The organism is Caballeronia sp. LZ019, from assembly GCF_031450825.1.
Classification (GTDB): Bacteria; Pseudomonadota; Gammaproteobacteria; order Burkholderiales; family Burkholderiaceae; genus Caballeronia.
This window is the reverse complement of sequence record NZ_JARTVZ010000001.1, coordinates 325,083-347,479: the sequence shown is the minus strand read 5'-3', so window position 1 is coordinate 347,479 and position 22,397 is coordinate 325,083. Positions and strand designations below refer to the sequence as shown.

The following is a 22,397-nucleotide window of genomic DNA, read 5'->3' as shown; positions in this document are numbered from 1 at the left end:
TCCAAGCTCGATTCAAAGACATTGGACGTGGGCATGCCCCAGCGATCCCTCAGGCATTCGCTGCATCGATACCGCTTTCTGTTGCTCGCCGCGATCGCCGTCTGCATCCTGCCGATGACGATGCGTTCAGGATCGCTCGCAACGGAAGTGCTCGTCTATGCGCTCGCCGCGCTCGGCTGCAATCTGCTGCTCGGGCATACCGGCCTGCTGTCATTCGGGCAGGGCATTTTCTTCGGACTCGGCAGCTACAGCGCCGGCCTGATCTTGACGAAGTCAGGGCTGCAAGTGCCGGTTGCGCTGCTCGGGGCGGTCGTGGCGGGCGCGGTCGCGGCGGCGATCGTCGGATGGTTCTCGATTCGTCAGCGCGGCGCGTACTTCGTGATGCTCACGCTGGCGTTCGGGCAGATGTTCTACTTTCTCGCCTACACGACACCCGATCTCACCGGCGGCGACAACGGCCTGCTGGATATTCCGCGTCCGGCGCTGTCGATCCTGGGGCAGCCGCTCGTATCGATCGCATCGCCGTGGCAATACTATGCGTTCGTCGCGGTGCTATTCCTGATCGCGTTCTGGCTGATGCTGCGCGTGTCGCATTCGGTCTTCGGCCGCACCTTGCTCGCGATCCGCGACAACGAAGCGCGCGCCGCGGCCGTGGGCTACGATGTCCGGCGCTTCAAGCTCGCTGCGTTCGTGGTGTCGGGCGCGGTCACGGGACTGGCCGGCGCGCTTCACGCGATGATGACCGGCATCGCGCCGCTATCGAACATCGACTATCACACGAGCGAGATGATCCTCGTGATGACGGTGATCGGCGGCACGGGCAACCTCTTTTCCTCCGTGCTCGGCGCAGCGTTTTACGTGTTGTTCGCCGACTGGCTCTCGACGCTCTGGCCGCGCTGGCTGCTGCTGCTCGGGCTCGTGCTGATTGCCGTGAGCCTCTTCATGCAGCGCGGGCTGTGGGGGCTGGGTGAACGCATCTGGCGCGCGGTGAGACGCAATGAAGGAGAGCCGGCATGAGCGCCTCGATACTGGAAGCGAAGGGTGTGGCGAAACGCTACGGCAAGTTCTCGGCGCTGACCGACGTGAACCTGCGCATCGCGAAGAATACGGTGCATTCGGTGATCGGCCCGAACGGCGCGGGCAAGACCACGCTCTTTCACGTGCTGACGGGCACCGTGCCCATCACGGCGGGCAACATCGTGTTCGATGGTCACGATGTGACGCATGAGCCGGATCATCGTCGTGTGAAGCGGGGCATCGCGCGATCGTTTCAGGTCACGAGCCTCTTCACGAATCTCTCCGTGCGCGAAAACCTGCGCCTCGCCGCGCAAGGCGTCGACTCGAAGCGCGCGCTCAATGCATGGACGCCGCCGCGCGGCGCGCTGGAACATCGCGATACGGTCGATGGCATTCTCGAGCGGCTTGCGCTGCAACGCTTTGCATCGACGCAGGCGAGCGCGCTGTCGCACGGTCAGCAGCGGCGTCTCGAAGTAGGCATGGCGCTCGCCGCACGGCCCAAGGCGATTTTTCTCGACGAGCCGACCTCGGGCATGGGCATCGACGACCTCGACGACATGAAGCATCTGATCCGCAGCCTGCGCGACGACTATACGGTCGTGCTGATCGAGCACAACATGGATATCGTGATGGACATCTCCGACACGATCACCGTCATGCAGCAAGGGCGGGTGCTGGTGGAAGGCGAGCCGGCTTGCATTCGCGGCGACGAACGCGTACGCAGCGCGTATCTCGGCAACATGATCACCGGAGGCCGCGTATGACGCTTGTTGTCGATAACATCCACGGCTATTACGGCAAGAGCCATATTCTTCAGGGCGTATCGCTCAAGATCGGCGAGGGTGAGACGGTCACGCTGCTCGGGCGCAATGGCGCCGGCAAGTCCACGACGCTCAAGAGTATCGCGGGCATCGTGACACCGCAGCGAGGCAGCGTGACATTCGCGGGCGCGGCCCTCGCGAAGCTCCCGCCTCACAGAATCGCTGCGCGCGGCGTCTGCTTCGTGCCGGAGCATCGCGGCATCTTCAGGTTGCTCTCGGTCGAAGAGAATCTTCGGCTCGGCGCGCGCAAGGGCTCGCCCTGGCAACTGTCCGATATCTATCGCATCTTCCCGCGTTTGAAAGAGCGGCGCACGAACGGCGGCGGTCAGCTCTCCGGCGGCGAGCAACAGATGCTCGCAATCGGCCGCGCGCTGATGAATCATCCGCGCCTGCTCATGCTCGACGAACCGGTGGAAGGGCTCGCGCCTGTGATCGTCGAAGAGATCGTCGCGCAACTGAAGCTGATTCGCGAGGCAGGCGTGGCGATCCTGCTCGTCGAACAGAACCTCGAAGTATGCACGCAGCTCGCGGATCGTCATTACATCATCGAGCAAGGGCGCATCGTGTACGAAGGGGCGAACGATGCCTTCATCGCCGATGAATCCATCAAGGACAGATATCTCGGTGTGGGCGTCGTCTGACGCCATGCCCGCCATCACCTAGCGAAGGAATCTCGAATGCAAGCTCACGATATGCCGGCCCATGCCGGCTTGCGCATCGACGGTGCGCGTCTCTGGAACAGCCTGATGGAGCTGGCGAGAATCGGTGCGACGGAGAAAGGCGGCGTGTGCCGCCTCGCGCTCACCGAGCTCGACAAGCAAGGCCGCGATCTCTTCGTCGCGTGGGCGAAGGAAACCGGCTGCACGGTGCGCGTCGATGCGATCGGCAATATCTTCGCGCGACGTGCAGGCACGCGCGACGATCTGCCGCCTGTCGTGACGGGCAGCCATATCGACACGCAGCCGACCGGCGGCAAGTTCGACGGCAACTACGGCGTACTGGCCGGCCTCGAAGTATTGCGCACGTTAAACGACAACGACGTGCGCACGGCCGCGCCGCTCGAAGTCGCCGTATGGACGAACGAGGAAGGCTCGCGTTTCGTACCGGTGATGATGGGCTCGGGCGTGTTCGCGGGCGCGTTCACGCTTGAACATGCGCTCGCGCAGATGGATCGCGAAGGCGTGTCGGTGCGCGATGCGCTCGCGTCGATCGGCTATGCGGGCGAGCGCGTCGCGGCGCATCCTGTGGGCGCGTATTTCGAGGCGCATATCGAGCAGGGACCGGTGCTCGACGCGCACGATAAGGTGATCGGTGTCGTTCAGGCCGCGCTTGGCCAGCGCTGGTACGACGTCACCATCGACGGCATGGAAGCGCATGCGGGTCCGACGCCGATGGAACTGCGCCGCGATGCGTTGCTGGTCGCCGCCGATCTGATCCGCGTGGTCAACCGCATCGCGCTCGATCATGCCCCGCATGGGCGGGGCACGGTCGGCTGGGTGGACGTGCATCCCAACTCGCGCAACGTCATTCCCGGGCGCGTGAAGCTGACCGTCAACCTGCGCGCCGCCGACGACGCCACATTGCTCGCGATGGACCGCGCCTTGCGCGACGCGTGCGCGCAAGCGAGCCTGCCTGTGACGGTAGACGAGGTTGTCTACTTCGCGCCGCAACCGTTCGCTGACACGCTGGTGGCTTCGGTGCGCGAAAGCGCGGACGCGCTCGGCTTCACGTCGATGAACGTGGTGAGCGGCGCGGGACATGACGCCGTGTATCTCGCACGCGTGGCGCCGGCCGCGATGATCTTCGTCCCGTGCAAGGACGGCATCAGTCACAACGAGATCGAGGATGCACGCGCCGATCATCTCGAGGCCGGCTGCAACGTGCTTCTGCGCGCGATACTGCGCGCGGCCAATGCAGTGGAAGGAGACGCCGCATGAAGATTCTCATCGCGCGGATGAATCACGAGACCAACACGTTCTCGCCGGTCGCGACGCCGCTCGAAGCGTTCGGGCGCGACGGTCCCTGTTATGGCGACGACGCGTATCGCGAGAATGCGGGCATGCGGACCGCGATGTCCGCGTTCATCGATGCCGCGACGCGCGAAGGGGCCGAGATCGTCACGCCGATATCGGCATCGGCGAATCCGAGCGGGCGTGTTGCCGCTGCCGCTTATGACGCGATCTGCCAGGCGATCGTCGATGCAGCCGAAGGGTGCGACGCGGTGATGCTCGACCTGCATGGCGCGATGGTCGCGGAGAACTCTCCCGATGGCGAAGGCGATTTGCTGGAACGCGTACGCGCTGTGCTGCCGCATGCGCCGATCGCGGTATCGCTCGATCTGCACGCGAACGTGACGCAGAAAATGATCGACAACGCGAATGTGATCACGAGCTTCAAGACGTATCCGCACGTCGATATGTATGAAAGCGGCGAGCATGCGGCGCGGCTCCTGCTCGATCTCGTTCATGGAAGAAGCAACCCCGTGATCGCATGGGCGCAACCGCCGCTGCTCACGCACACGCTCAGAAGCTCGACGGCCGATGGCGCGATGAAGCGCGCCGTCGATGCCGCGCGGGCAGCCGAGCGCGAGGACGGCGTGCTGGCCGTGTCGGTACTGTCGGGCTTCTCGCTTGCCGATATCGCCGCGCCTTGCATCAGCGTCGTCGTCGTGGCGGATGGCGCGCGCGCGAAGGCGCAGGAGGTCGCCGACCGTATCGCGCGGCAGATTTGGAACGAGCGCGACGCATTCGTGTATCACAGTGCGCCGCTTGCGCAGTCGATCGGCGAAGGCGCCGCGCTCGCGCGTGAAACCGACAAGCCTGTGCTGTTGCTCGATCACGGTGACAACTGCATGTCGGGCGGAACCTGCGACACGACCGATGCATTCGAAGAAGCGCTAAGGCAAGGTCTCGATCGCATCGTCGTCGGGCCGTTGTGCGATCCCGAAGCGGTGGAGAAGCTCTTCGAAGCGGGCGAGGGCGCGACGATCACGCTCGGCATCGGCAACAAGCTCGCAAGCGTCGCATCGCTCGGCAAGCCGCCGTTCGAAGTGACCGGCATCGTGCGCGCGCTGACCAATGGCGAGTACATCATCAGCGGCCCGACCTACACCGGACAACGCGCCTACATGGGCCGCGCCGCCGTGCTGGAAACGCCGGTGGCGCGCATCCTACTGACCGAGCGGACACACGAACCGTGGGACCTGGGCGTGTTCGAGAGCGTCGGCATCGATCCGCGTGGCGCGAAGTTTCTGATACTCAAGTCGCGCATGTACTGCCGCCCGGTTTTCGTGCCGATTTCGGGTGGTCTCGTCGAATGCGATAGCCGTGGGGTCACGAGCTCCGACTATGGCCTTTTCCCGTTCGAAAACCTGAAGCGGCCCGTCTATCCGCTGGATTCGGGCATCGAGTATTGAGCGAACTCGGGACGGACGCGAACGATCAGGCATCGGCACTCAGTCCCGAACCTGCCATTGCAGAACCGGATGCGAGACTCCGGGCACGAACGTCCATGTTCCGCCCGGTGCGAAGTCCCACGTTGGCGCGAAGCTCGACGCGCGGCTCATCTGCGCGGTCGTCAGGCCGTTCGCCCTGGGCATCATCGTGCCGGACGCCACGCCGTTGTCGAGTGTCGACACTTCCTTGTCCCAGTAGACGTCACTCGCGATGTTCCCCGAGTTGCTCGATGCGACGGCGCCGACGTAACCGGGCGGCAAGGAATTCGGAAGGGATGCCGCCGCGAACGATTCCCTGATCACCCCTGCGTTGCTGAGCGCAATGCCACCGTCCGTCACGCCGCTTCCCGTTCCCGTCACGTAAGACTGCTCGATGACGCCGTTCTTTCCGTTGTAACTGACCAGTCCGCCGACGTGTGCATGCGTGCCGCCGCTGAAGGCGATGTTTGCCGAGGACTGCACGATGCGGCCGTCATTGGCGCCGGCGAGGCTCGTCATCAGTCCTTGAGCGTACATCGTCGCGTCTGTCGTGACCCGCGCAAGCGTCCCGGTGTTGTACCCAACGACGGTTGCGGGCAATGAAAGGCCGATCATGTCGCTGTTCCACTGCACCGACGTGCTGACGTTGGCGATGAGTCCCGCCGATTGGCCGGCCACCAGCCCGGCGGTCGCGCTCCCCAGGTAGCCGAATGAGCCGGTCATCGAGAAGTTTCGTGCGACGCCCGCTCGCCCTATGCTTGCGAAGAGTCCCAACAGGTCTTCGCGACCGTCGGCGCCTTTCGGAAAGCTGAGGCTGAGCCCGTGTCCGAATCCATCGAACTGTCCAGTGAAACCTTCCGCGCTACCCGTTCCGATCGGCGTGAACTCCCGGTCTGAAGCGATATCCTTGCCGAGCGCGTAGTTTCCCGACAGGTCTTGCGTGATGCGTTCCAGTTGGCCCACGGAATTGACGAGCCGATACGCCGTCACCTGCGTGCGCAGTCCGCTGAACGGCGGGGGTATCCACGCACAGTTCGCCCTCACCGTGCCAGGGACGAAGCGGCCGTTTTCGTCGACGAGCGCGGCGACGGCGCCTGTGCTCCTCGTCCAGTCGATGGTGCCGGCGTTGATGACGCTGCCGTGATTGTCGATGCCTTGCGCATCCGCGCGCAGTGTCAGCTTGCCGGCGCCCGTGTTCGAGATCGTCGCGACTGGACCAATCTCGATGGTGCGTCCCGCGTTGAGCGCGAGCGTAGCATTGCCGCTCCAGCGCAGCGTCGACAGCATGTCGATATCTCCCGCCGCGTTGACCACCACCGATGTGCCGTCCGACAGGCTTCGGGAAAGCGCGCCCGAGTTGCGCGGTCCGGCCTTTAGCTCGTCCAGCCCGATGAGCCACTTGTCTGCGTGGACGGTCGTGTCGTCGAGCTGCATGGTGCGGCCGACCGTTTCCACCACGCCGCCATCGCCGCCGCTGTTCGCCGCCTCGACGGGCTGATGCTGCTGAACGTCGCCCGACTTCGCGACAAGCCACACGCGCCCGGTGCGCGTCGCCGTCCCTGTTGCGCGAAGCGAAGACTGATTGCCCGCGAGCGCATAGACGTTGCCGTCTGCCGCTTCGAGCCGGATCTGCGCGGCGCGGACGGCGCCATGATTGATCACGTTGCCGGGCGCGCCGGCCTGAACGAAGACTTGTGCGTCGCTTGCCGAGTCTTTCAGCAGCACTTGCCTTGCGCTGACCAGCTCTGCCGTGCCGTTGAGCGCGTCGATGCTGCCCGCATTCTCCGTGTGCGAGACGGAGATCAGGAAAACATCGCCGCCGCTGGAGCTGATCTTCCCGAGGTTCACCACTGAAGCATTGCTCGCGCCGTTCAGCGTGAGATGCGCGCTCTTCATGAAATCATCGTTGCCGACATCGAGGGTCGATGCGACGAAGCGTCCCCCGGTTGTGACGATGCCGTGGGAGCCTATGAGGACCCCTTGCGGATTGACCAGATAGAGGCTTCCGGTGGCGGTGAGACTTCCATCGATTATCGAAGCGCTGGTGCCGGTGACGCGCGACAGGGTGGCGCCCGTGCCGTTTTGCACGGCGACGCTGTTATCGCGACCGATGGAAAAGCTGTTCCAGTCGATGACGCCTCGCGGCGTGCTCTGGATAACGTCGAGTCGTGTGCCGGAGGAAGCGATGCTTCCCGATCCCGCAACGAACCGGCCGTTCTGCGGCAACGGGCCGGCGGCGATTGCGACGCATGACCAGCCGACCGTTGCCACAGCCGACAGCAAGGCCCGGAAACCGTGCATGACGCCTCCTGCATCGCAAGCGTGTCAGTCGAACGATGGACTTAGTTCAGCATAGGAACTATTGAGCGAAATGCAACGGGAGCCGTCTTTGTCCGTACGTACGTACGGCCTTTAGTGAAGAACGCCGACGGTCGAGCGCGATGACGTCGGCGCAGCAGGACAAGTAGTCCTATGGAAGGGCGCTCCGCTGCGCTGTCGCGCACAGCGTACCGGGCCGCCTCGGCGCTCGCATGGCGTTGGATGCAGTCGATGAACGACGATGTCCGGCAGCGCCTTCAAAGGCGTCGCGCGACGCAACGGGCGAACACTGCGGATTGCGACGCGCAATGCAATCGACGACACGGCGATGCTCGGCCATCGACCGCTTCGGCTTGCCGGTCGAGTGCAAGGCATGGATGACGCAGGGCGGGCATTGCGAGGCGACATCCGTTTTTCCAGCGCGCCTGGCAGAGGTGCCATCAGCTTTTTTGCGCCGAGTCCCCTGAGGTCGTCGATGCACGAGCCGAACGCCTTGCTTCCAGTTGTCGCGCGCGCCCGGCGTCGGCCGCCGATACGTTGCCTGTCGGATTCCCATCGAGGTCAACGCGCGCAGCGCCCTCGACGAGACTGCTCCAATAACGAGCGCCGCGACACCAGACCTTGATGGCGTTGCGAATCTCGGCATCGGTCAAGCCGATGTCGGATGCGCGCTGAAGCAAGTCGTCGATGACGCCGACCTTCAACGGCACTTTAGGAGCGGGATTCTTTGGAAACGCGACCGGAAAGCGCCGCTGGAGCTTTCCGATTGCGTGCACGACCGGGTCGACCGGACGCTGCTGCGCGTCCGTGGCGGGACGAGGCGGGCGCGACGGCTTCTTCGCCGGGGCACTCTTCGATTGCTTGGACAGTTGCTCTTTCAGTTGCGCGAGTTGTTCAAAACCCATGACGGTTACCCTTGAGGATCGTTGACGGATTTTATCAGCCGCAACGGCCCGCTTCATTCTGGCGGCGGGCGGACCGCTTATGACGGGTTCACCGCAGCCTCGCCCGGCACAAGTTCAGCGTACTGTCATCTCTCGCTGCTGAAGGATCTGCGCCGGTTTGCAAGGCCACGCTGCGGGATGCGCCGCCATGTTCGCCCAGCACTGTAACAAGCGCGATCCGTTTCCCCGGCGATCTTCTTTCGCGTAGCAACTCGCGTTTCGCTACTTAAAAGAAGCCATAGTTTGCGGTCAGATGGTCCACGTCGGCGCCGTTGGAAATATCGACGAGGATTCTCTTTTCGTTTGCCGCCGCTTTGAAGATCTCCTCGATGAGGCGCTTCTCGATACGCGGCGGGATCACGACCACGCCTTCCGCGTCCGCGAAGATCAGCGATTGCGGCCGTACTTCGATGCCGTTGAGAGATATCGTCTTGTTGATGGATTCGGTGGTCGCACGCTTGCGCACGTCCTGACAGGTCGAGCCTTGTGCGAACACCGGCAGACCCGTGGCGCGAACAGCCACCGTGTCGCGGGTCATTCCGTTCACGATGACGCCCGCCGCGCCCGAGCGGATTGCAAGGTTTGCGTTTAGCTCACCAAAATAAGCATGCGTTGACACTTCATTCTCAACGACGATGATGTCGTCCGGAACGATCGTTTCATACGACTTCAACGCATGATAGATGCCACGGAAATCTTCACCCTCCTCAAGCCTGCGCAGCTTCAGGGTCTTTGCGCGACCAAAGAGCTTGGCGCCGCTCATATTCGGTGTCAATCCTTTGACGATCTGATCGGGATAGCCGAGATCGTCGAGAATGTCGGAAAGCATCGAACTCGTAAGGTGATTCTTGATATTGCCGAGTAGCTTGCGATCCTTCTCGCGCATGCCCGCCGCGATCAGTTCCGCGAGCGCGAAGTCCTCGGGCCAGTTGACATCCACCGCTTCGAGCGCGGAGGCGTCAAGAAGATAGGGAACGTCACCGATGCGCCGGCGGGTGTCGAGCGCTGCCTGACGTCGGACGATGTACAGCCCCATCGTCTCGATGATCGTGTCCCCGAGATCGGCACTGTTTGGAATATGCTCGATGTCGTAGGAAGGACGTCCGCTACACCAGGTGTATTGACGCTCTTTGCGGACCAGCACCGCGGAGTCGTATTGCGCGTTCTCCTTGAGTATATCGATGCCCCTCTTGATGGTTTCGGGGGTGATAAAGGGGCTTGTCCCGAGCACCTGAACATAGATGTCGGCGCTCGCGTGGTGCACCTCGTTTAAGAAAAGCTGATTGCCGTCGGTCTTGTTGCTTGCCAGTTCCGGGTCACGGCGCATGATCTTGCACGAGACCTCGCTTGCGGCCGCAATCACCTCTTCCGATTCCGTGTCGAGATAGACCTCGTCGATGAAGTCGCAAGCGGTAAGCTTCTCCAGCATGTGCAGAAAGAGTGGCTTGCCATCGAGCATCTTCATGTTCTTGCTTTCGATTCTCGAACTGGAGCCCTTTGCCGGGAGGAACGCGATAACTTTCATTCGAAGCCTTCAGTGAATTTTGTTGAGAAGCTGGTAAATGCCCGTGACCGAACCTTCGCTCATCACGACGAGCGAGTTCACGCCCGTGGTTTCCATCAAGGCATCTGCTTCGGCGCAGCGCGCGGCGCTGTTGATGGTTTTGGGCTTGCCTGTCATCAGGTTTGCGGCCTTCAGGTCGAAGAACCCGGAGTCGGCCTGACGGTTCAACGCGCGTCGCAGATCGCCATCGGTAACGATGCCTTCGAGTGCCGTTTCAGTACCCACACAGATAAGCCCCGTTCGCGACTGTGCGAGCTTTGCGATAACGGCGGTGGCGGGGGCGTTGGCCGGAACGAAGGTGGCGGGATGCAAGGCATCGCGTACACGCTGCAGTAGCTTGCGTCCGAGTGAACCGCCCGGATGGAAGCGTGCAAAGTTCTCTGCGTCGAAATTTCGAGCCTTCATCAATGCGATGGCGAGAGCATCGCCCATTACGAGGGCGGCCGTCGTCGAGGCGGTCGGCGCGAGTTGCAGCGGGCAAGCCTCTTCCTCAATGCGAATGTTGAGATGGTGATCGGCCACGCGTGCGAGACTCGACTCGGCGTTGCCGGTAAGCGCAATCATCTTGTTGCCGTTGTCCTGAATGAATGGAACGAGTCTCAGGATTTCTTCGGTCTCACCGGAGTTCGACATCATCAGAAACACGTCTTCCGGGAGAACCATGCCCAAGTCACCGTGAAACGCCTCGCCGGGATGCATGAAGAGGCTCGGCGTTCCAGTGGAGACCAACGTTGCAAACGTCTTTCGGGCGACATACCCGGATTTGCCGATACCGCACAACACCACGCGACCTCGCGACGCCAGCATGCATTCGACGGCACTTGCGAAGCTGTCGTCGATCAGACTGCGCACTGCGCGCAGGCCGTTCATCTCGATGTCGAATACTTGTCGCGCGATACTGATGTGAGAGGGCGTATTCATGTCTTTGCTCGAAGTTTTTATCTCTTACTGCCCGCGCACGCTTTGCCGCAGTTCGGCGGCGAAGGCGTCGAGGCGGTGTTGCATGTCATCGCCGCCGTCGCCGAGCGATGCGATGAAGTCTGCGAGGGTCTCGGTATCGTTCTCGACGAAGCCGGGCAGGCTGCGTTGACGGATCAGGCGCTCCGCGCAAACACAGCCGATCAGGCCGCGACGCGCGCTTGCCTGTGCTTGTGCATCGACGTCGTCCTTCCAGTCGGCGACCGCTTGCGCCCCGTGTTCCACCAGGCCGTAAGCTGCGCCCGCCGTCACCGTAACGTTGCGAGACATGCTCAGCACGGGTTTGTCGTAGAGCAGCGCATCGAACTGAACCGTGGTGCTGCCAACGATGGCGACGCGGTCGGCTGCATCGAGCAATGAGTGCACGTTCTCTGCGTCAGACAAGATGAAGCGGTCGGGCAGCGGCAGCGTTCCCTTGCGCAGCGCCTCGGTGATTATTCTGTCGATCGGGTGCGCCTGAACGAGTACACGCGCTTCCGGCCACGCGGCGAGATGCTCTGAAAGAAGTGCAAGTGCCGCCGGGAGGTTGTCGAAGAGCGGTGACGAAAAGCGCATGGACGGCACTTGATGCGGCACAAGTGACGAACCGGCGGCGGCGCTGAAGCATGCGATGAGCGGAGCATCGTCGATGCCGTATTTCGCCCGCACCGCTTGCGGATCGAGCTTGTCTTTACCGGCGTATTTTGCTTTGGCGCGGGTGATGTAGTAGTCGCGCGCAGCGTTGAAACGCCAGGGATCTTCGGCATGGGAGCGAACGTCCTGCTTGAGGCGCTGGCGTGTCGGAAAGTCGAGATGAAGATCGTTGAACGCGTTGTTTTCCGTGCTGTGCAACTGGAACGTGCCCATCAGCCATCCTCGCTCAATACAATAAGCTGGCACGCCGTGCGCCGACATGGTGTTGCGCGCAATCCGGCTGTGCGGATGCGTCGTGTTCCAGAACATCCCAATGGCCGGCTTCAGATGCGTTGCCACCATCCTGTAGAACGCCTCGCATTTGGCGATGCCGTGCGCGGTGCGCTCGACGCTTTGCGGGGCCGCGCCCCATGCCATCGCGCCGTCGCGCGCTTGTTCGAACGGATGGAAGGGCGGACGGCTGATGCTGTCGTCGAACTGTGAATCGAAGCCGTTGAAGTCGTACGGTATCGGCAAAGACAGAGCAGTCAGCTTCCGTTGTGCGATCGTCGTCAACACGACAAGTGCGACGCCACGACGTTTGAGTGCAGCGTCGAGATCGTTCAGGAACTCGACGACTTCGGGATGGTCCGCACCGAAGCAGCTCAGGACGGCAATATTTCTCAGATCAGGCATTGTGGCTGGTGTTTCCAGGAAGACGAAGAATCAGCACGATGGGAACAATGTTACCGATGGACGCGCGAAGCTAAGACGCGAAAAGACAGGCTTAAACCGGCCTTTTCGGTGTTTCGCGAAAGAGGGGCGTTAGGCGGAGCGGCTGTTTCGGCTTAGTGGTCTTGACTTCGCACATGCAGTCGATCGCCCGTCGGATGCGACTTCCGGGTGGACGCGTGCCACGAGCTTCATCCTAAGCGGGCTGCGCACGGTGCAATCGGGCGCGCAGGCTTTCGGCGGCAGCCAAGGAAAGGCGCTTTATCGGTTGCCCCGAAGAAAATCGGCTAGTGGCCGGAACGAGTAAGTACTTGCGCTTATTTACTCACGCACGACACGGCTAGACCCCGACAAAGATCGGGGCGAATGTGTCGCGACCCTCCAATGCGCCAGACGTCGATTTTCCGTGACCATTCCGCATTTCGAAGACCGGCAACAACTGAATCGCTATCCAACTAAAAGACATTCATTGATTGGGCCTTTGCCAGTCGGACCGCTGTTTCGCACGTTGCCGCGCGATTGCCTCTACCCGAGGTCAGCGGACCCCGTTAGGGTAAACACACATTCTCCGTGGCGCTAATGAAACTAGAATGAGCTCAATTCGTAGATAGCAAGATAACTTGCTATAAACAAAAGAAGCCTGGAGACGCCGATGCCGACCGACTACCAAACGCTGCGGTTCGATTACGTTCGAGCCCCGGACCACGACGCCCCCAGTGCCGTGATTCACCCTGTCGTTGTGGTCGGAGCGGGGCCGGTCGGACTTACTGCTGCGATCGATCTCGCGCAGCAAGGCGTAAAGACCGTACTCGTCGATAACGACGACACGCTGTCGAGCGGATCGCGTGCCATCTGCTTCGCCAAGCGCACGCTCGAAATCTTCGATCGCCTCGGCTGCGGCGATCGAATGGTCGAAAAGGGCGTGAGCTGGAACGTCGGCAAAGTCTTTCTGCAGGACGAATTGATCTACACGTTCAATCTGTTACCTGAAGCCGGCCATGCACGGCCTGCGTTCATCAATCTTCAGCAGTATTACGTCGAGGGCTATCTCGCCGAGCGGGCGCTTCAGCTCCATAACCTGCAGGTGCGCTGGAAGAGTAACGTCGTCGGTCTCGAGCAGCGCGACGATCATGTCGAATTACAGATCGAGACGCCGGATGGCATTTATGCTCTGCGCGCGCAGTACGTGATCGCCGCTGACGGTGCGCGCAGCCCGATGCGCAACATGCTCGGCTTGAACAGCAAAGGCCGCACGTTCAAGGATCGCTTTCTGATCGCCGACGTGAAAATGAAGGCCTCATTCCCTACGGAGCGCTGGTTCCGGTTCGATCCACCGTTCCACCGCAACCAGTCGGTGCTGCTGCATCGCCAGCCGGACGACGTCTGGCGTATCGACTTCCAGCTCGGCTGGGATGCCGATCCGGTTGCGGAAAAGGCTCCTGAGCGCGTGATACCGCGTGTAAAGGCGCTGCTTGGCGAGGACGTCGAATTCGATCTCGAATGGGTCAGCGTGTACACGTTCTCCTGCCTGCGCATGGACTCGTTCCGTCATGGGCGCGTGTTGTTCGCCGGTGATTCCGCCCACGGCGTGTCGCCGTTCGGTGCGCGTGGCGCCAACAGCGGCGTGCAGGATGCCGACAATCTCGCGTGGAAGCTCAGGCTGGTCGTCAATGGCGATGCGCCGCCCGCTCTGCTCGACACCTATGCATCGGAACGTGAGTACGCGGCAGATGAAAACATCCTGAACTCGACACGCGCCACTGACTTCATCACGCCGAAAAGCGCGGTTTCGCGCCTGTTTCGCGACGCGACGCTCAAGCTCGCGAAGGACTATCCCTTCGCGCGGCGCATCGTCAATAGCGGCAGATTGTCGGTTCCGTCCGTACTGTCAGGGTCGCCGCTGAACACGCCGGACGAAGCCAACGACGCATTCTCTTGCACGATGGTTCCTGGCGCAGTAAGTGCCGATGCGCCGGTGCGCGTGGATGGAAAGGACGCATGGTTCCTCAACCAGATCGCCGACGGCCAGTTCGTCGGACTGTATTTCTGCGGGCTCGATGACGATCTGAAAAAGACCGCCGCACAACTTTCGAAGCTGGCGCACCTGCCGATTCCAGTACGACCGCTGATCGTCGTTCCCCGTGGGGCCAGTGCATGTGCGGTGCCCGGTGCGGTGGTGATCGAAGATGTCGAAGGCATCGTCATGCATCGCTTCGACGCGCGCCCGGGAACGTTTTATCTGCTGCGTCCTGATCAGCACGTCTGTGCCCGCTGGCGCCAGATGGACACCCGATCCATCTCCGCGGCAGTTGACCGCGCCACCTGTAACGGATGAGAACCATGAGCCACCTGAACATCGAACCGAACATCAAGGACATGGACGGGTTTTACGAGCGTCTGATCGAAACGCATAACGGGCTGAGTGAAACCGACAGCCAACTCGTCAACGCAAAGCTGATCTTGCTGCTCGCCAATCACATCGGCGACATGGACGTGCTCGAGGAGGCGTTGGAGAAAGCACGCGCGGGCTTAGGCGCGAGCGTGCCGGTGCCCGCGTGAACACGCTAAAACGGAGTGACCCTATCCGAAACCGTCACGGCGAGACCTGTCGGCTTCGCGCGACGCACCCGGCGTTCTTCGCGGCCGACCCCGCCACGCTGCCGGACGCCGATGCTTGAGTCAGGTTCCCGCCACTGCCTTGCCGAGCGAGCCGAAACGCCATGACAGGCGCTGGGCGGCCGCAAGGAGCGCGTGGCCGACAGGTCCATGCGGGTCGCGGTCGAAACTGGCCGACGATCCGATGACCGCAATGACGAGCGGAACGCTTCCCGTGTGATCCAGCACCGGCGCGGCGAAGGTGCCGATGCCGGGCACGGGGGCATCGAATGCTTCATCGATCCCTTCGATGCGAATACGCTTGAGTCGCTCGCGACAGGCCCGCGACAGCGCGGGCTTCGTCTCGACGCCCGCCAGTCTTATAGGCTCTTGCACGAGCAAACGCCCCAGCACGTCCTCCGGCAGATGGGCGGCGAAGACACGTCCGATCGCCGTATGTAGCAGCGACATGACCGTGCCGACTCGCAGGCTGATGTGTTGTGGCCGCACGGATTCCTCCAGGCGGATGATCGTCGGTCCGAGAGGCCCAAGCGTGGCGGCGGCGACGGTCATCTGCGTCGTCACCGCGAGCGACGCAATCTCCGGTTCCGCATCACGCGTGGGAGACATGCGTTGCAGCGCGATCAGTCCGAGTTCGAAGCCGAGCGGCCCCGCCGTGAAGGAGCCGTCATCGTTGCGCGAAACGAGGCCGATCTTCTGCAAGCTCACCAGATGCGGAAAGGCTTTGGCCGGCGGCATGCCGGCCGCGGCCGCCAGATCGCGCAAATTCAAGGGCTGGCTGGCCGTCGCAATTGCCATCAAGAGTTCGCCGGTGCTGTCGAGTGCGTTGATACCGCGTTGCGCTTTGATGTCCGCGCTAGCGACGTCATTCGTGCCGGTTGTGAATTCAGTCCGCATGGATCGATGCGCTTTCGGTCAAGTAGTCGGTGATGCGTCGGGATGCGTCTTGAAGCTCAGTGGCTATCTGCCCGTTCCAGGCGACGTCCATCGCCCCGGACGGACCGATCACGGTCAGCGCGAGCTGCATGCTTCCATCGGCGTCGAACACCGGGACGCTCAGACTGCTGATGCCCGGACTCGGCGAATCGACGCTGCGGGCCATGCCGCGCTTGCGTACTTTGTCGAGACTCTCGGTCTTTGCGCTGTCGCTCGATTCCGCATCGTCGAAGCCGAGGTTGAGCCGCGCGATTCCCTGACTTTCCATCATTGCAGCGAACCGGTCCGGCCTTAGAAAAGCACTGAAAACCCGGCCGGTCGATGTTGTGCTGAGCGACATGACCGTCCCGATGTGCAGGTTGACATGCAGCGGGTAGGCGCCTCGCTCGTACCGCACGATCATCGGCCCCTGTGCACCGGCAACGCATACTGCAACGCTGAATCCGAGCTTCTCGGCAAGACTCGCCGCGTACGGCGCGGCAACACGGTAGGCCTGTTGTTGCTCGACAAAAATAAGCCCGAGACGCAGGGAGAGGGGCCCCGGTTCGTAATATCCGGTCAACGCATCTCGTTTGACGAGGCCCAGCCTGGTCAGGCTGACCAGGTAGGTGTGCGCTTGCGCCGTAGAAAGCGCCGCCGCGCTGGCGAGTTCGCTCAGTGGAGCCGCGGTGCGCCGCTTCGCCAGTGCTTGCAGGATGCGACCGGCGACTTCCACGCTCTGAATGCCGCGCTGTGACTTCTCTGCCGCTTCTTTCAATTGTCCGACTCGCTTTGTGTGTCACGTCCGAGTGTTCGATGCTAGCGCATTGGCGCATTGCCGCCCAAGCGCGGGGTTTTCCCTTGGTTTAAATATAGCAAGTCTGTTTGCCATTGACAAACTTGACACGTGGCGCGACTATTGGTCATCCCCTGCCGATCCACGGAGACAGACATGGCAAAAGCATTTGCTTCGCAGGCCGACCTGGAAGAGAAGAAGATCACGTTCACGCAGCTTTCCGAAAACGCCTACGCGTACACGGCGGAAGGCGATCCGAACTCGGGCGTCATCATCGGCGATGACGGCGTGCTGATCGTCGATACAACCGCGACGCCCGCGATGGCGCAAGACCTGATCGCGAAGATCCGCAGCGTCACCGACAAGCCGATCAAGTACGTCGTGCTCTCGCACTATCATGCAGTGCGCGTGCTGGGCGCATCGGCGTATTTCGAGGAAGGCGCGCAGCAGGTCATTGCGAGCCGCGGCACGTATGAAATGATCGTCGAGCGTGGCGAGCAGGACATGAAGTCGGAGATCGAGCGCTTTCCGCGTCTCTTCGCGGGCGTCGAGACGGTGCCGGGTCTCACGTGGCCGACGCTCGTGTTCGAGAAGGAAATCACGCTGTGGCTCGGCAAGCTCGAAGTGAAGATCGCGCATCTGGGCGCGGGGCACACTAAAGGCGATACGGTTGTCTGGCTGCCGTCGCAGAAAGTGCTGTTCTCGGGCGATCTCGTGGAATACGACGCTGCCTGTTATTGCGGCGATGCCCAACTTGAAGAATGGCCTGCAACGCTCGAAGCACTGCGCGCATTGAACGCTGAGAAGCTTGTTCCCGGCCGTGGACCGGCGCTGCTGTCGCCCGCCGAAGTCAACAAGGGTCTCGACTACACGAAGGACTTTGTCACGACGCTGCTGCAAGCGGGCCGCGACGCAGTCGCAAAAAACCTCGATCTGAAGGGTTCGATGGCGCTCACGCGCAAGTCGATGGACCCGAAGTTCGGCCATGTGTTCATCTACGAACACTGCTTGCCGTTCGACGTTTCGCGTGCCTATGACGAGGCAAGCGGCATCAAGCATCCGCGCATCTGGACGGCGCAGCGCGACAAGGAAATGTGGGCCGCGCTTCAGGACTGATTCAATAGCCCGGCGCCGAAGGTCCCGTGTCTGGGGCCTTTTTTCATGCCACTCGACAAGGGCGCACGAGACGCCCCGGAAGAAACGATGCGCTGAACGCACATCGGCCGTCGTGGAGAGAGACTATGCACAAATCCCTCAACATCGAATCCTCGAGCGCCTTCGAGGCGGCGGTGGACGATCATCAGTTATTCGCCAAGGTCGCCTGGCGCATCATTCCCTTCCTCTTCCTTTGTTACGTCGTATCGTTTCTCGACCGCATCAATATCGGCTTCGCGCAATTGCAGATGAAGCACGACCTGGGTTTCAGCGATGCGATGTACGGGCTTGGCGCTGCGGTCTTTTACGTCGGCTATGTGCTGTGCGAAGTGCCAAGCAATATGCTGCTGGCGAAATTCGGAGCACGAAATACTTTCACGCGAATCATGTTGCTGTGGGGGATCGCCTCGGTCGGCATGATGTTCGTGTCGAAGCCTGCGCACTTCTACGTACTGCGTTTCCTGCTCGGCGTCTTCGAGGCGGGCTTCTTCCCGGGCATCGTGCTGTACCTCACGTACTGGTTTCCCGCCAGCCGCCGCGCCGGGGTGATGTCGGTGTTTTTCGCCGGCGTGGCGGTCGCCGGCGTCCTCGGCGGGTTGATATCCGGCTGGATCATGCGCGATATGAGCGGTGTGATGGGCCTCTTCGGCTGGCAATGGATGTTCGCCATCGAGGGCGCGCCGGCCGTTCTGCTCGCGTTCGTCGCGTTGTTTTACCTGGTCGACAGACCGAAGGACGCGCCCTGGCTCACCAATGAGGAACGCACGCGCATCATGACACTGTGTGCGCAGGAGCAGGGCGGGGCGAAGGCAAGCTCACATCGACACGACACGCGCAGCTTCGCGGCTGCGCTGCTGAATCCGCGGGTTTATCTCTTCGCGTTTATCTATTTCGCGCTGACGTGTGCGTCACTGACGCTCAACTTCTGGATGCCGCTGATGATCCGCGATTTCGGCATCACGGACGTGGTGCAGGTCAGTCTATATACGGTCATCCCGAATGCGATCGGCGCGGTCGGCCTCATTCTCATCGCGCGGCGCTCGGATCGGCTACGCGAGCGCCGCAAGCACTTCGCCTTCTGCACCATCGGCGGCGGCATTGCGCTGGCAGCGCTGACGCTGCACCTGAGCAGTCTTCCGGCGATGCTGGCGATCCTTTCCACGGCGGCGGTGCTGATCTTCGCCGCGTTGCCGATCTTCTGGGCGGTACCGCCGAGCCACCTGTCAGGCAATGAAGCCGCGGCAGGCATCGCACTGATCAGCAGCATCGGCATCACGAGCGGCATCGTCAGTCCCTGGGTGATTGGGCAAATTCGCACGAGCACAGGGAGCATGGATCTGGCGGTGCATCTGCTTGCCGCACTGCTCGTGCTGAGCGGCTTCGCGCTGATGGCGGGTGTGAAAAAGGACGCGAGGAGCACGCAGTAAAGACGTATCGGATTTGGTGCTTCGTTTGCCGCAGAGTTGGAACATCGTAGATGGCGCGCGCTGCAAGGGCTTACACGACGACGAGCATATCGTCACCGCTGATCGGCGCTTCGGGCAGGGGTTTGATCACCGGTGGGCTGAAGGCCGGAGCCGGATGTAGCGCGTTTTTTCGGCTTTGAGCGTCCCATGTATCGAAGCGTGGGACGGCGTCTGCTGCTTTCGAAAGCCAAGTTGACATAACGCAATTTAGCGTCGGTTTTACTTGTCACGCCTTTTTAGTAATGTCCGATTTGGGCTCATTAGAAATGTCCGATTTCCGCCCTCGGGCGCATGCTGGCTCGATGCGTCATCGAGGGCTCAATCTTGGACAGCGTGGACTGATCACGGCAAGCATGCACGAACTCGAACGCATTAAAGTGATCGAGGCGGTCTGCGAGCATCGGCTGACGATGGTGCGCGCGGCTGAGCGACTTAGACTGTGCGAACGCCAGATCAGCCGTCTGGCGCGCCGCACGCCGCAAATAACCCCTCAGGCCGCCTGTGCCTGCATTGCCGCGCTACGCTCGAGCGCGGCTTTCGCTGCCGCCTTCGTCTTGCCGGCGCGCGACGGTGGCTGGCAGATGCCGCACACCATCGAGTGCGACGGCTCGTGCGCGTGAGCGACGAACTTGCCGCGACAGCGCGTGCAGCCTGCAAGACGCAGCAGGCCAGCGTCCTTGAAGCGGATAAACGTCCAGGCGCGAGTCAGGTCCATCTGCAACGGCTCCCCGTTCATCTCGAAGTGCTCGGCATACAGCGCATAGGCACGCGTCAGCAGATCGACCCGATCCAGTCCTTCGCTGTTTTCCTCGAGGAACGCGTAGACGTTGGCGAACATCGACGTATGAATGTTCGGCGCCCAGGTCAGATACCAGTCCTCCGAAAACGGCAGCATGCCCTTGGGCGGCGATGCGCCCTTCACTTCCCGGTACAGGCGAATCAGTCGCTCGCGCGAAAGCTTCGGGAACTCGGACTCCAGCACTTGCATGCGAGCGCCCAGCTTGATGAGCGTAATCGCGCGCATGACCTGGGCGGCTTCGTCGGCGAGACTTTTGGACGCGGTGATCGTAGTCATGGTCAGGCCGCCAGCAGGACGTCGTTAGAAGGAGCCGTTGCGCGCGCCTCGTTGCTGCGACCGGCGAGGCCAGCCAGCATCGCATCGGTGCTCATGCGAAAGAAGCAGAGCACTTGCGACGACGACGCCAGCTTCTCGGCCTGACCAGGCGACAGCTTCAACAGTGCGTCCGCCATTTCCGCCGAGAGGCCGAGATGCGACTGCGCCGCCTCCCGGTCCGACGCGAGAACGCGCTGTGCGAGCATCAAGTACGACATGTTCAATTCGCGGATAGCACTCAGATCGGAGGTGGCGTTCATGGCGGCAGACCAGTAAGTAAGTTCGACTTGCTCATCGCGCTGTCAGTCAAGGCGCGAATGAATTGTCTGACTAAGCACAGCGTTTTGCAACATTTAGTTACAGCGCGCAACGTTTGCTATGGTCTGAACGAGCGTGCGCAATCGTTGACGAGAGAAGAGTCTTCTTTCTTTTACGGCGCATTTTCCAAAGAAGATAGACGGTAATACCGGGTTTTTGCGCCCTCTTTTACTCGCCTATAGCCGATGTCGGCAGGAAAGCAATACGTAACGACGGCGCGACTTCTGACGCAAAAAGAAGCAAGGATTACTGAATCGGTATTAGCGACCGACGCATAAATACGACAGCCTTACTTTCTCCGGGGCAAATTGGGAGCGTGCGCGAACGATGGACGACGGCGCGCGCACGTGACAAACGGCGTCCGGGCCGCCACGCTGCGGCTGTTGTACAGCCGGTGTCCAGGCTAACGCTTCAAGACGAGCCGATACGACGATGGCCTGACCCGGCAGGCAAAGATCGCGTTCATCGCCGCGCGAGGAGCGACCGGTTTCATCCCTCGCCTCGCCCAGCCGCCCGTCACTGCAGCGGCGGCACGGTACCGAGCTTTTCCGCGAGCATTCGCTCGTAGACGCCGAAGTGAAGGTCCACCTCCTCTTGCGTGACCGCCTCGACGAAGAGGTTCACCTGATCCGGCAAGAGGCCCATCACGGTCGCGATCGCCGCTTCGAGCTGCGGCGCGCACACGCGATCATCGGCCATGGTGGTTCCAATCGTGACGTCGTAGGCCTTCTCCTGCCGAAACACGATCTCGACGATGCGCGCCCGCGCGCTCATGTTGTGATCGACCGCGAGACGCGTGACTTCAGCGACCCGGTGCATGATTTCGCTAGGGAAGCCCTTCGTCGAGCGCAGCTTGATGCGATGCTTTCCGAGGGTAATCCAGTCCGTATCGAATTCCACGAGTTGTCTCCTGAGAGCAAAGTCGCGGGGGACTGTATGGTCGGGCAAGCGATTTTCAAGTGGATAAATGGCCGGTCGAATGGCTAGACGGCCCCTTGAATTTTTAGAAAGTTTTTTTATATTAGGCGGTAGAAAGGCAGACGCGACGAGTGCGCGCTGCGTGTTTCAACTTACTTTGTCCGCGGCATCGGGGCAGCTAAGCTGGAGCGCAAAAAACAGCTTCCCTCTTGCCGCCAGAGGAGAGCAAAGATGAATGACGCTTTCACTGGGGCCAATCTCTTTACCGAGCTGGAGAGATTGCAAAGGCAGATGTCGAGTCTGTTCGACGGCCTTCCGAGCAGCCTGCGTTCAGGCCGCTTCGACGCATTCCCGCAAATCAACATCGGTTCGACCGACGACACGATCGAGATCGTCGCGTTTGCGCCCGGTCTCGATCCGGCGAAGCTCGACGTGTCAGTCGACAAGGGTCTGCTCATCATCGCCGGCCAGCGCGTGACGCGCGATGGCGCGTTGCCCGAAGGCACGCGCGAATACGCTCACGAGCGCTTTAGCGGCTCCTTCCGACGGGCCATCGAACTGCCGCAGCAGGCCGATCCCGACAAGGTGCAGGCCCGGTACGTCGACGGTTGTTTGCTGATTTCCGTGAGCAAGCGCGAGGTTTCCAAGCCGCGCGCGATCACCGTCCAGTCATGAGCGA

General features: G+C 61.7%; 20 protein-coding genes. 10 read left to right on the top strand and 10 right to left on the bottom strand.

Annotated elements, in window-relative coordinates:
- The first annotated feature begins 33 nt into the window (after positions 1-33).
- Genes P9255_RS01495 through P9255_RS01475 form a run of 5 tightly spaced genes read left to right on the top strand, consistent with a single transcriptional unit; the run spans position 34 to position 5,253 of the window.
- Positions 34-1,017 carry a branched-chain amino acid ABC transporter permease gene (locus tag P9255_RS01495; protein WP_309789068.1) on the top strand — a complete coding sequence of 328 codons (984 nt, stop codon included), beginning with the start codon at positions 34-36 and terminating at the stop codon, positions 1,015-1,017.
- Positions 1,014-1,781 carry an ABC transporter ATP-binding protein gene (locus tag P9255_RS01490; protein WP_309789067.1) on the top strand — a complete coding sequence of 256 codons (768 nt, stop codon included), beginning with the start codon at positions 1,014-1,016 and terminating at the stop codon, positions 1,779-1,781. The genes P9255_RS01495 and P9255_RS01490 overlap by 4 nt, the downstream gene beginning before the upstream one ends.
- The gene (locus P9255_RS01485; protein ID WP_309768521.1) at positions 1,778-2,479 is read left to right on the top strand and encodes an ABC transporter ATP-binding protein; all 702 of its coding nucleotides are present in this window, start codon (positions 1,778-1,780) and stop codon (positions 2,477-2,479) included. Before P9255_RS01490 ends, P9255_RS01485 begins: the two co-directional genes overlap by 4 nt.
- Before the next feature lie 36 nt (positions 2,480-2,515).
- Positions 2,516-3,775: a Zn-dependent hydrolase gene (locus tag P9255_RS01480; RefSeq protein WP_309789066.1), complete on the top strand. Its 1,260-nt coding sequence runs from the start codon at positions 2,516-2,518 to the stop codon at positions 3,773-3,775.
- Complete coding sequence (locus P9255_RS01475; RefSeq protein WP_309768519.1) at positions 3,772-5,253, top strand: M81 family metallopeptidase; 1,482 nt, start codon at positions 3,772-3,774, stop codon at positions 5,251-5,253. Before P9255_RS01480 ends, P9255_RS01475 begins: the two co-directional genes overlap by 4 nt.
- 39 nt (positions 5,254-5,292) lie before the next feature.
- Here P9255_RS01475 and P9255_RS01470 read toward each other — a convergent pair whose 3' ends face one another.
- The 5 genes from P9255_RS01470 to P9255_RS01450 form a co-directional block, all read right to left on the bottom strand.
- Positions 5,293-7,572: a filamentous hemagglutinin N-terminal domain-containing protein gene (locus P9255_RS01470; protein ID WP_309768518.1), complete on the bottom strand. Its 2,280-nt coding sequence runs from the start codon at positions 7,570-7,572 to the stop codon at positions 5,293-5,295.
- 458 nt (positions 7,573-8,030) lie between these two features.
- On the bottom strand, positions 8,031-8,495 hold the full coding sequence (locus tag P9255_RS01465; protein ID WP_309768517.1) for a ProQ/FinO family protein: 465 nt from the start codon (positions 8,493-8,495) through the stop codon (positions 8,031-8,033).
- Between the two features lie 265 nt (positions 8,496-8,760).
- The gene (locus P9255_RS01460) at positions 8,761-10,059 is read right to left on the bottom strand and encodes a cytidylyltransferase domain-containing protein (protein WP_309768516.1); all 1,299 of its coding nucleotides are present in this window, start codon (positions 10,057-10,059) and stop codon (positions 8,761-8,763) included.
- A 9-nt stretch (positions 10,060-10,068) separates the two neighbouring features.
- Positions 10,069-11,019, bottom strand: coding sequence for a KpsF/GutQ family sugar-phosphate isomerase (locus P9255_RS01455; protein WP_309768515.1), 951 nt, complete (start codon positions 11,017-11,019; stop codon positions 10,069-10,071).
- A gap of 24 nt (positions 11,020-11,043) precedes the next feature.
- Positions 11,044-12,126: a hypothetical protein gene (locus P9255_RS01450; RefSeq protein WP_309789065.1), complete on the bottom strand. Its 1,083-nt coding sequence runs from the start codon at positions 12,124-12,126 to the stop codon at positions 11,044-11,046.
- Between the two features lie 946 nt (positions 12,127-13,072).
- Between P9255_RS01450 and P9255_RS01445 the strand changes: the two genes are divergently transcribed.
- Entirely contained in the window at positions 13,073-14,755 is a 1,683-nt protein-coding gene (locus tag P9255_RS01445; RefSeq protein WP_309789064.1) for an FAD-dependent oxidoreductase, read from the top strand.
- A 5-nt stretch (positions 14,756-14,760) separates the two neighbouring features.
- Entirely contained in the window at positions 14,761-14,979 is a 219-nt protein-coding gene (locus P9255_RS01440) for a DUF2783 domain-containing protein (RefSeq protein WP_309768512.1), read from the top strand.
- A gap of 120 nt (positions 14,980-15,099) precedes the next feature.
- Here the strand turns inward: P9255_RS01440 and P9255_RS01435 are convergent, their stop codons facing one another.
- A complete protein-coding gene (locus P9255_RS01435) occupies positions 15,100-15,933 on the bottom strand; it encodes an IclR family transcriptional regulator (RefSeq protein ID WP_309768511.1) in 834 nt (277 codons plus the stop codon).
- Positions 15,923-16,729 carry an IclR family transcriptional regulator gene (locus P9255_RS01430; RefSeq protein WP_309768510.1) on the bottom strand — a complete coding sequence of 269 codons (807 nt, stop codon included), beginning with the start codon at positions 16,727-16,729 and terminating at the stop codon, positions 15,923-15,925. The genes P9255_RS01435 and P9255_RS01430 overlap by 11 nt, the downstream gene beginning before the upstream one ends.
- 174 nt (positions 16,730-16,903) lie before the next feature.
- Between P9255_RS01430 and P9255_RS01425 the strand changes: the two genes are divergently transcribed.
- Entirely contained in the window at positions 16,904-17,863 is a 960-nt protein-coding gene (locus P9255_RS01425; protein WP_309768509.1) for an MBL fold metallo-hydrolase, read from the top strand.
- 125 nt (positions 17,864-17,988) lie between these two features.
- Positions 17,989-19,329 (top strand): MFS transporter, encoded by a 1,341-nt coding sequence (locus P9255_RS01420; protein ID WP_309768508.1) that lies wholly within the window; start codon positions 17,989-17,991, stop codon positions 19,327-19,329.
- Positions 19,330-19,858: 529 nt separating this feature from the next.
- Here the strand turns inward: P9255_RS01420 and flhC are convergent.
- The 3 genes from flhC to P9255_RS01405 form a co-directional block, all read right to left on the bottom strand.
- Complete coding sequence (gene flhC, locus P9255_RS01415; protein WP_309768507.1) at positions 19,859-20,443, bottom strand: flagellar transcriptional regulator FlhC; 585 nt, start codon at positions 20,441-20,443, stop codon at positions 19,859-19,861.
- Positions 20,444-20,445: 2 nt separating this feature from the next.
- On the bottom strand, positions 20,446-20,742 hold the full coding sequence (locus tag P9255_RS01410; RefSeq protein WP_309768506.1) for a flagellar transcriptional regulator FlhD: 297 nt from the start codon (positions 20,740-20,742) through the stop codon (positions 20,446-20,448).
- 574 nt (positions 20,743-21,316) lie between these two features.
- Positions 21,317-21,700, bottom strand: coding sequence for a hypothetical protein (locus P9255_RS01405; RefSeq protein ID WP_309768505.1), 384 nt, complete (start codon positions 21,698-21,700; stop codon positions 21,317-21,319).
- Between the two features lie 249 nt (positions 21,701-21,949).
- Here P9255_RS01405 and P9255_RS01400 point away from each other — a divergent pair, with 249 nt between their 5' ends.
- Positions 21,950-22,393, top strand: a complete 444-nt coding sequence (locus tag P9255_RS01400) for an Hsp20/alpha crystallin family protein (protein ID WP_309768504.1) — start codon at positions 21,950-21,952, stop codon at positions 22,391-22,393.
- Positions 22,394-22,397: the final 4 nt, after the last annotated feature.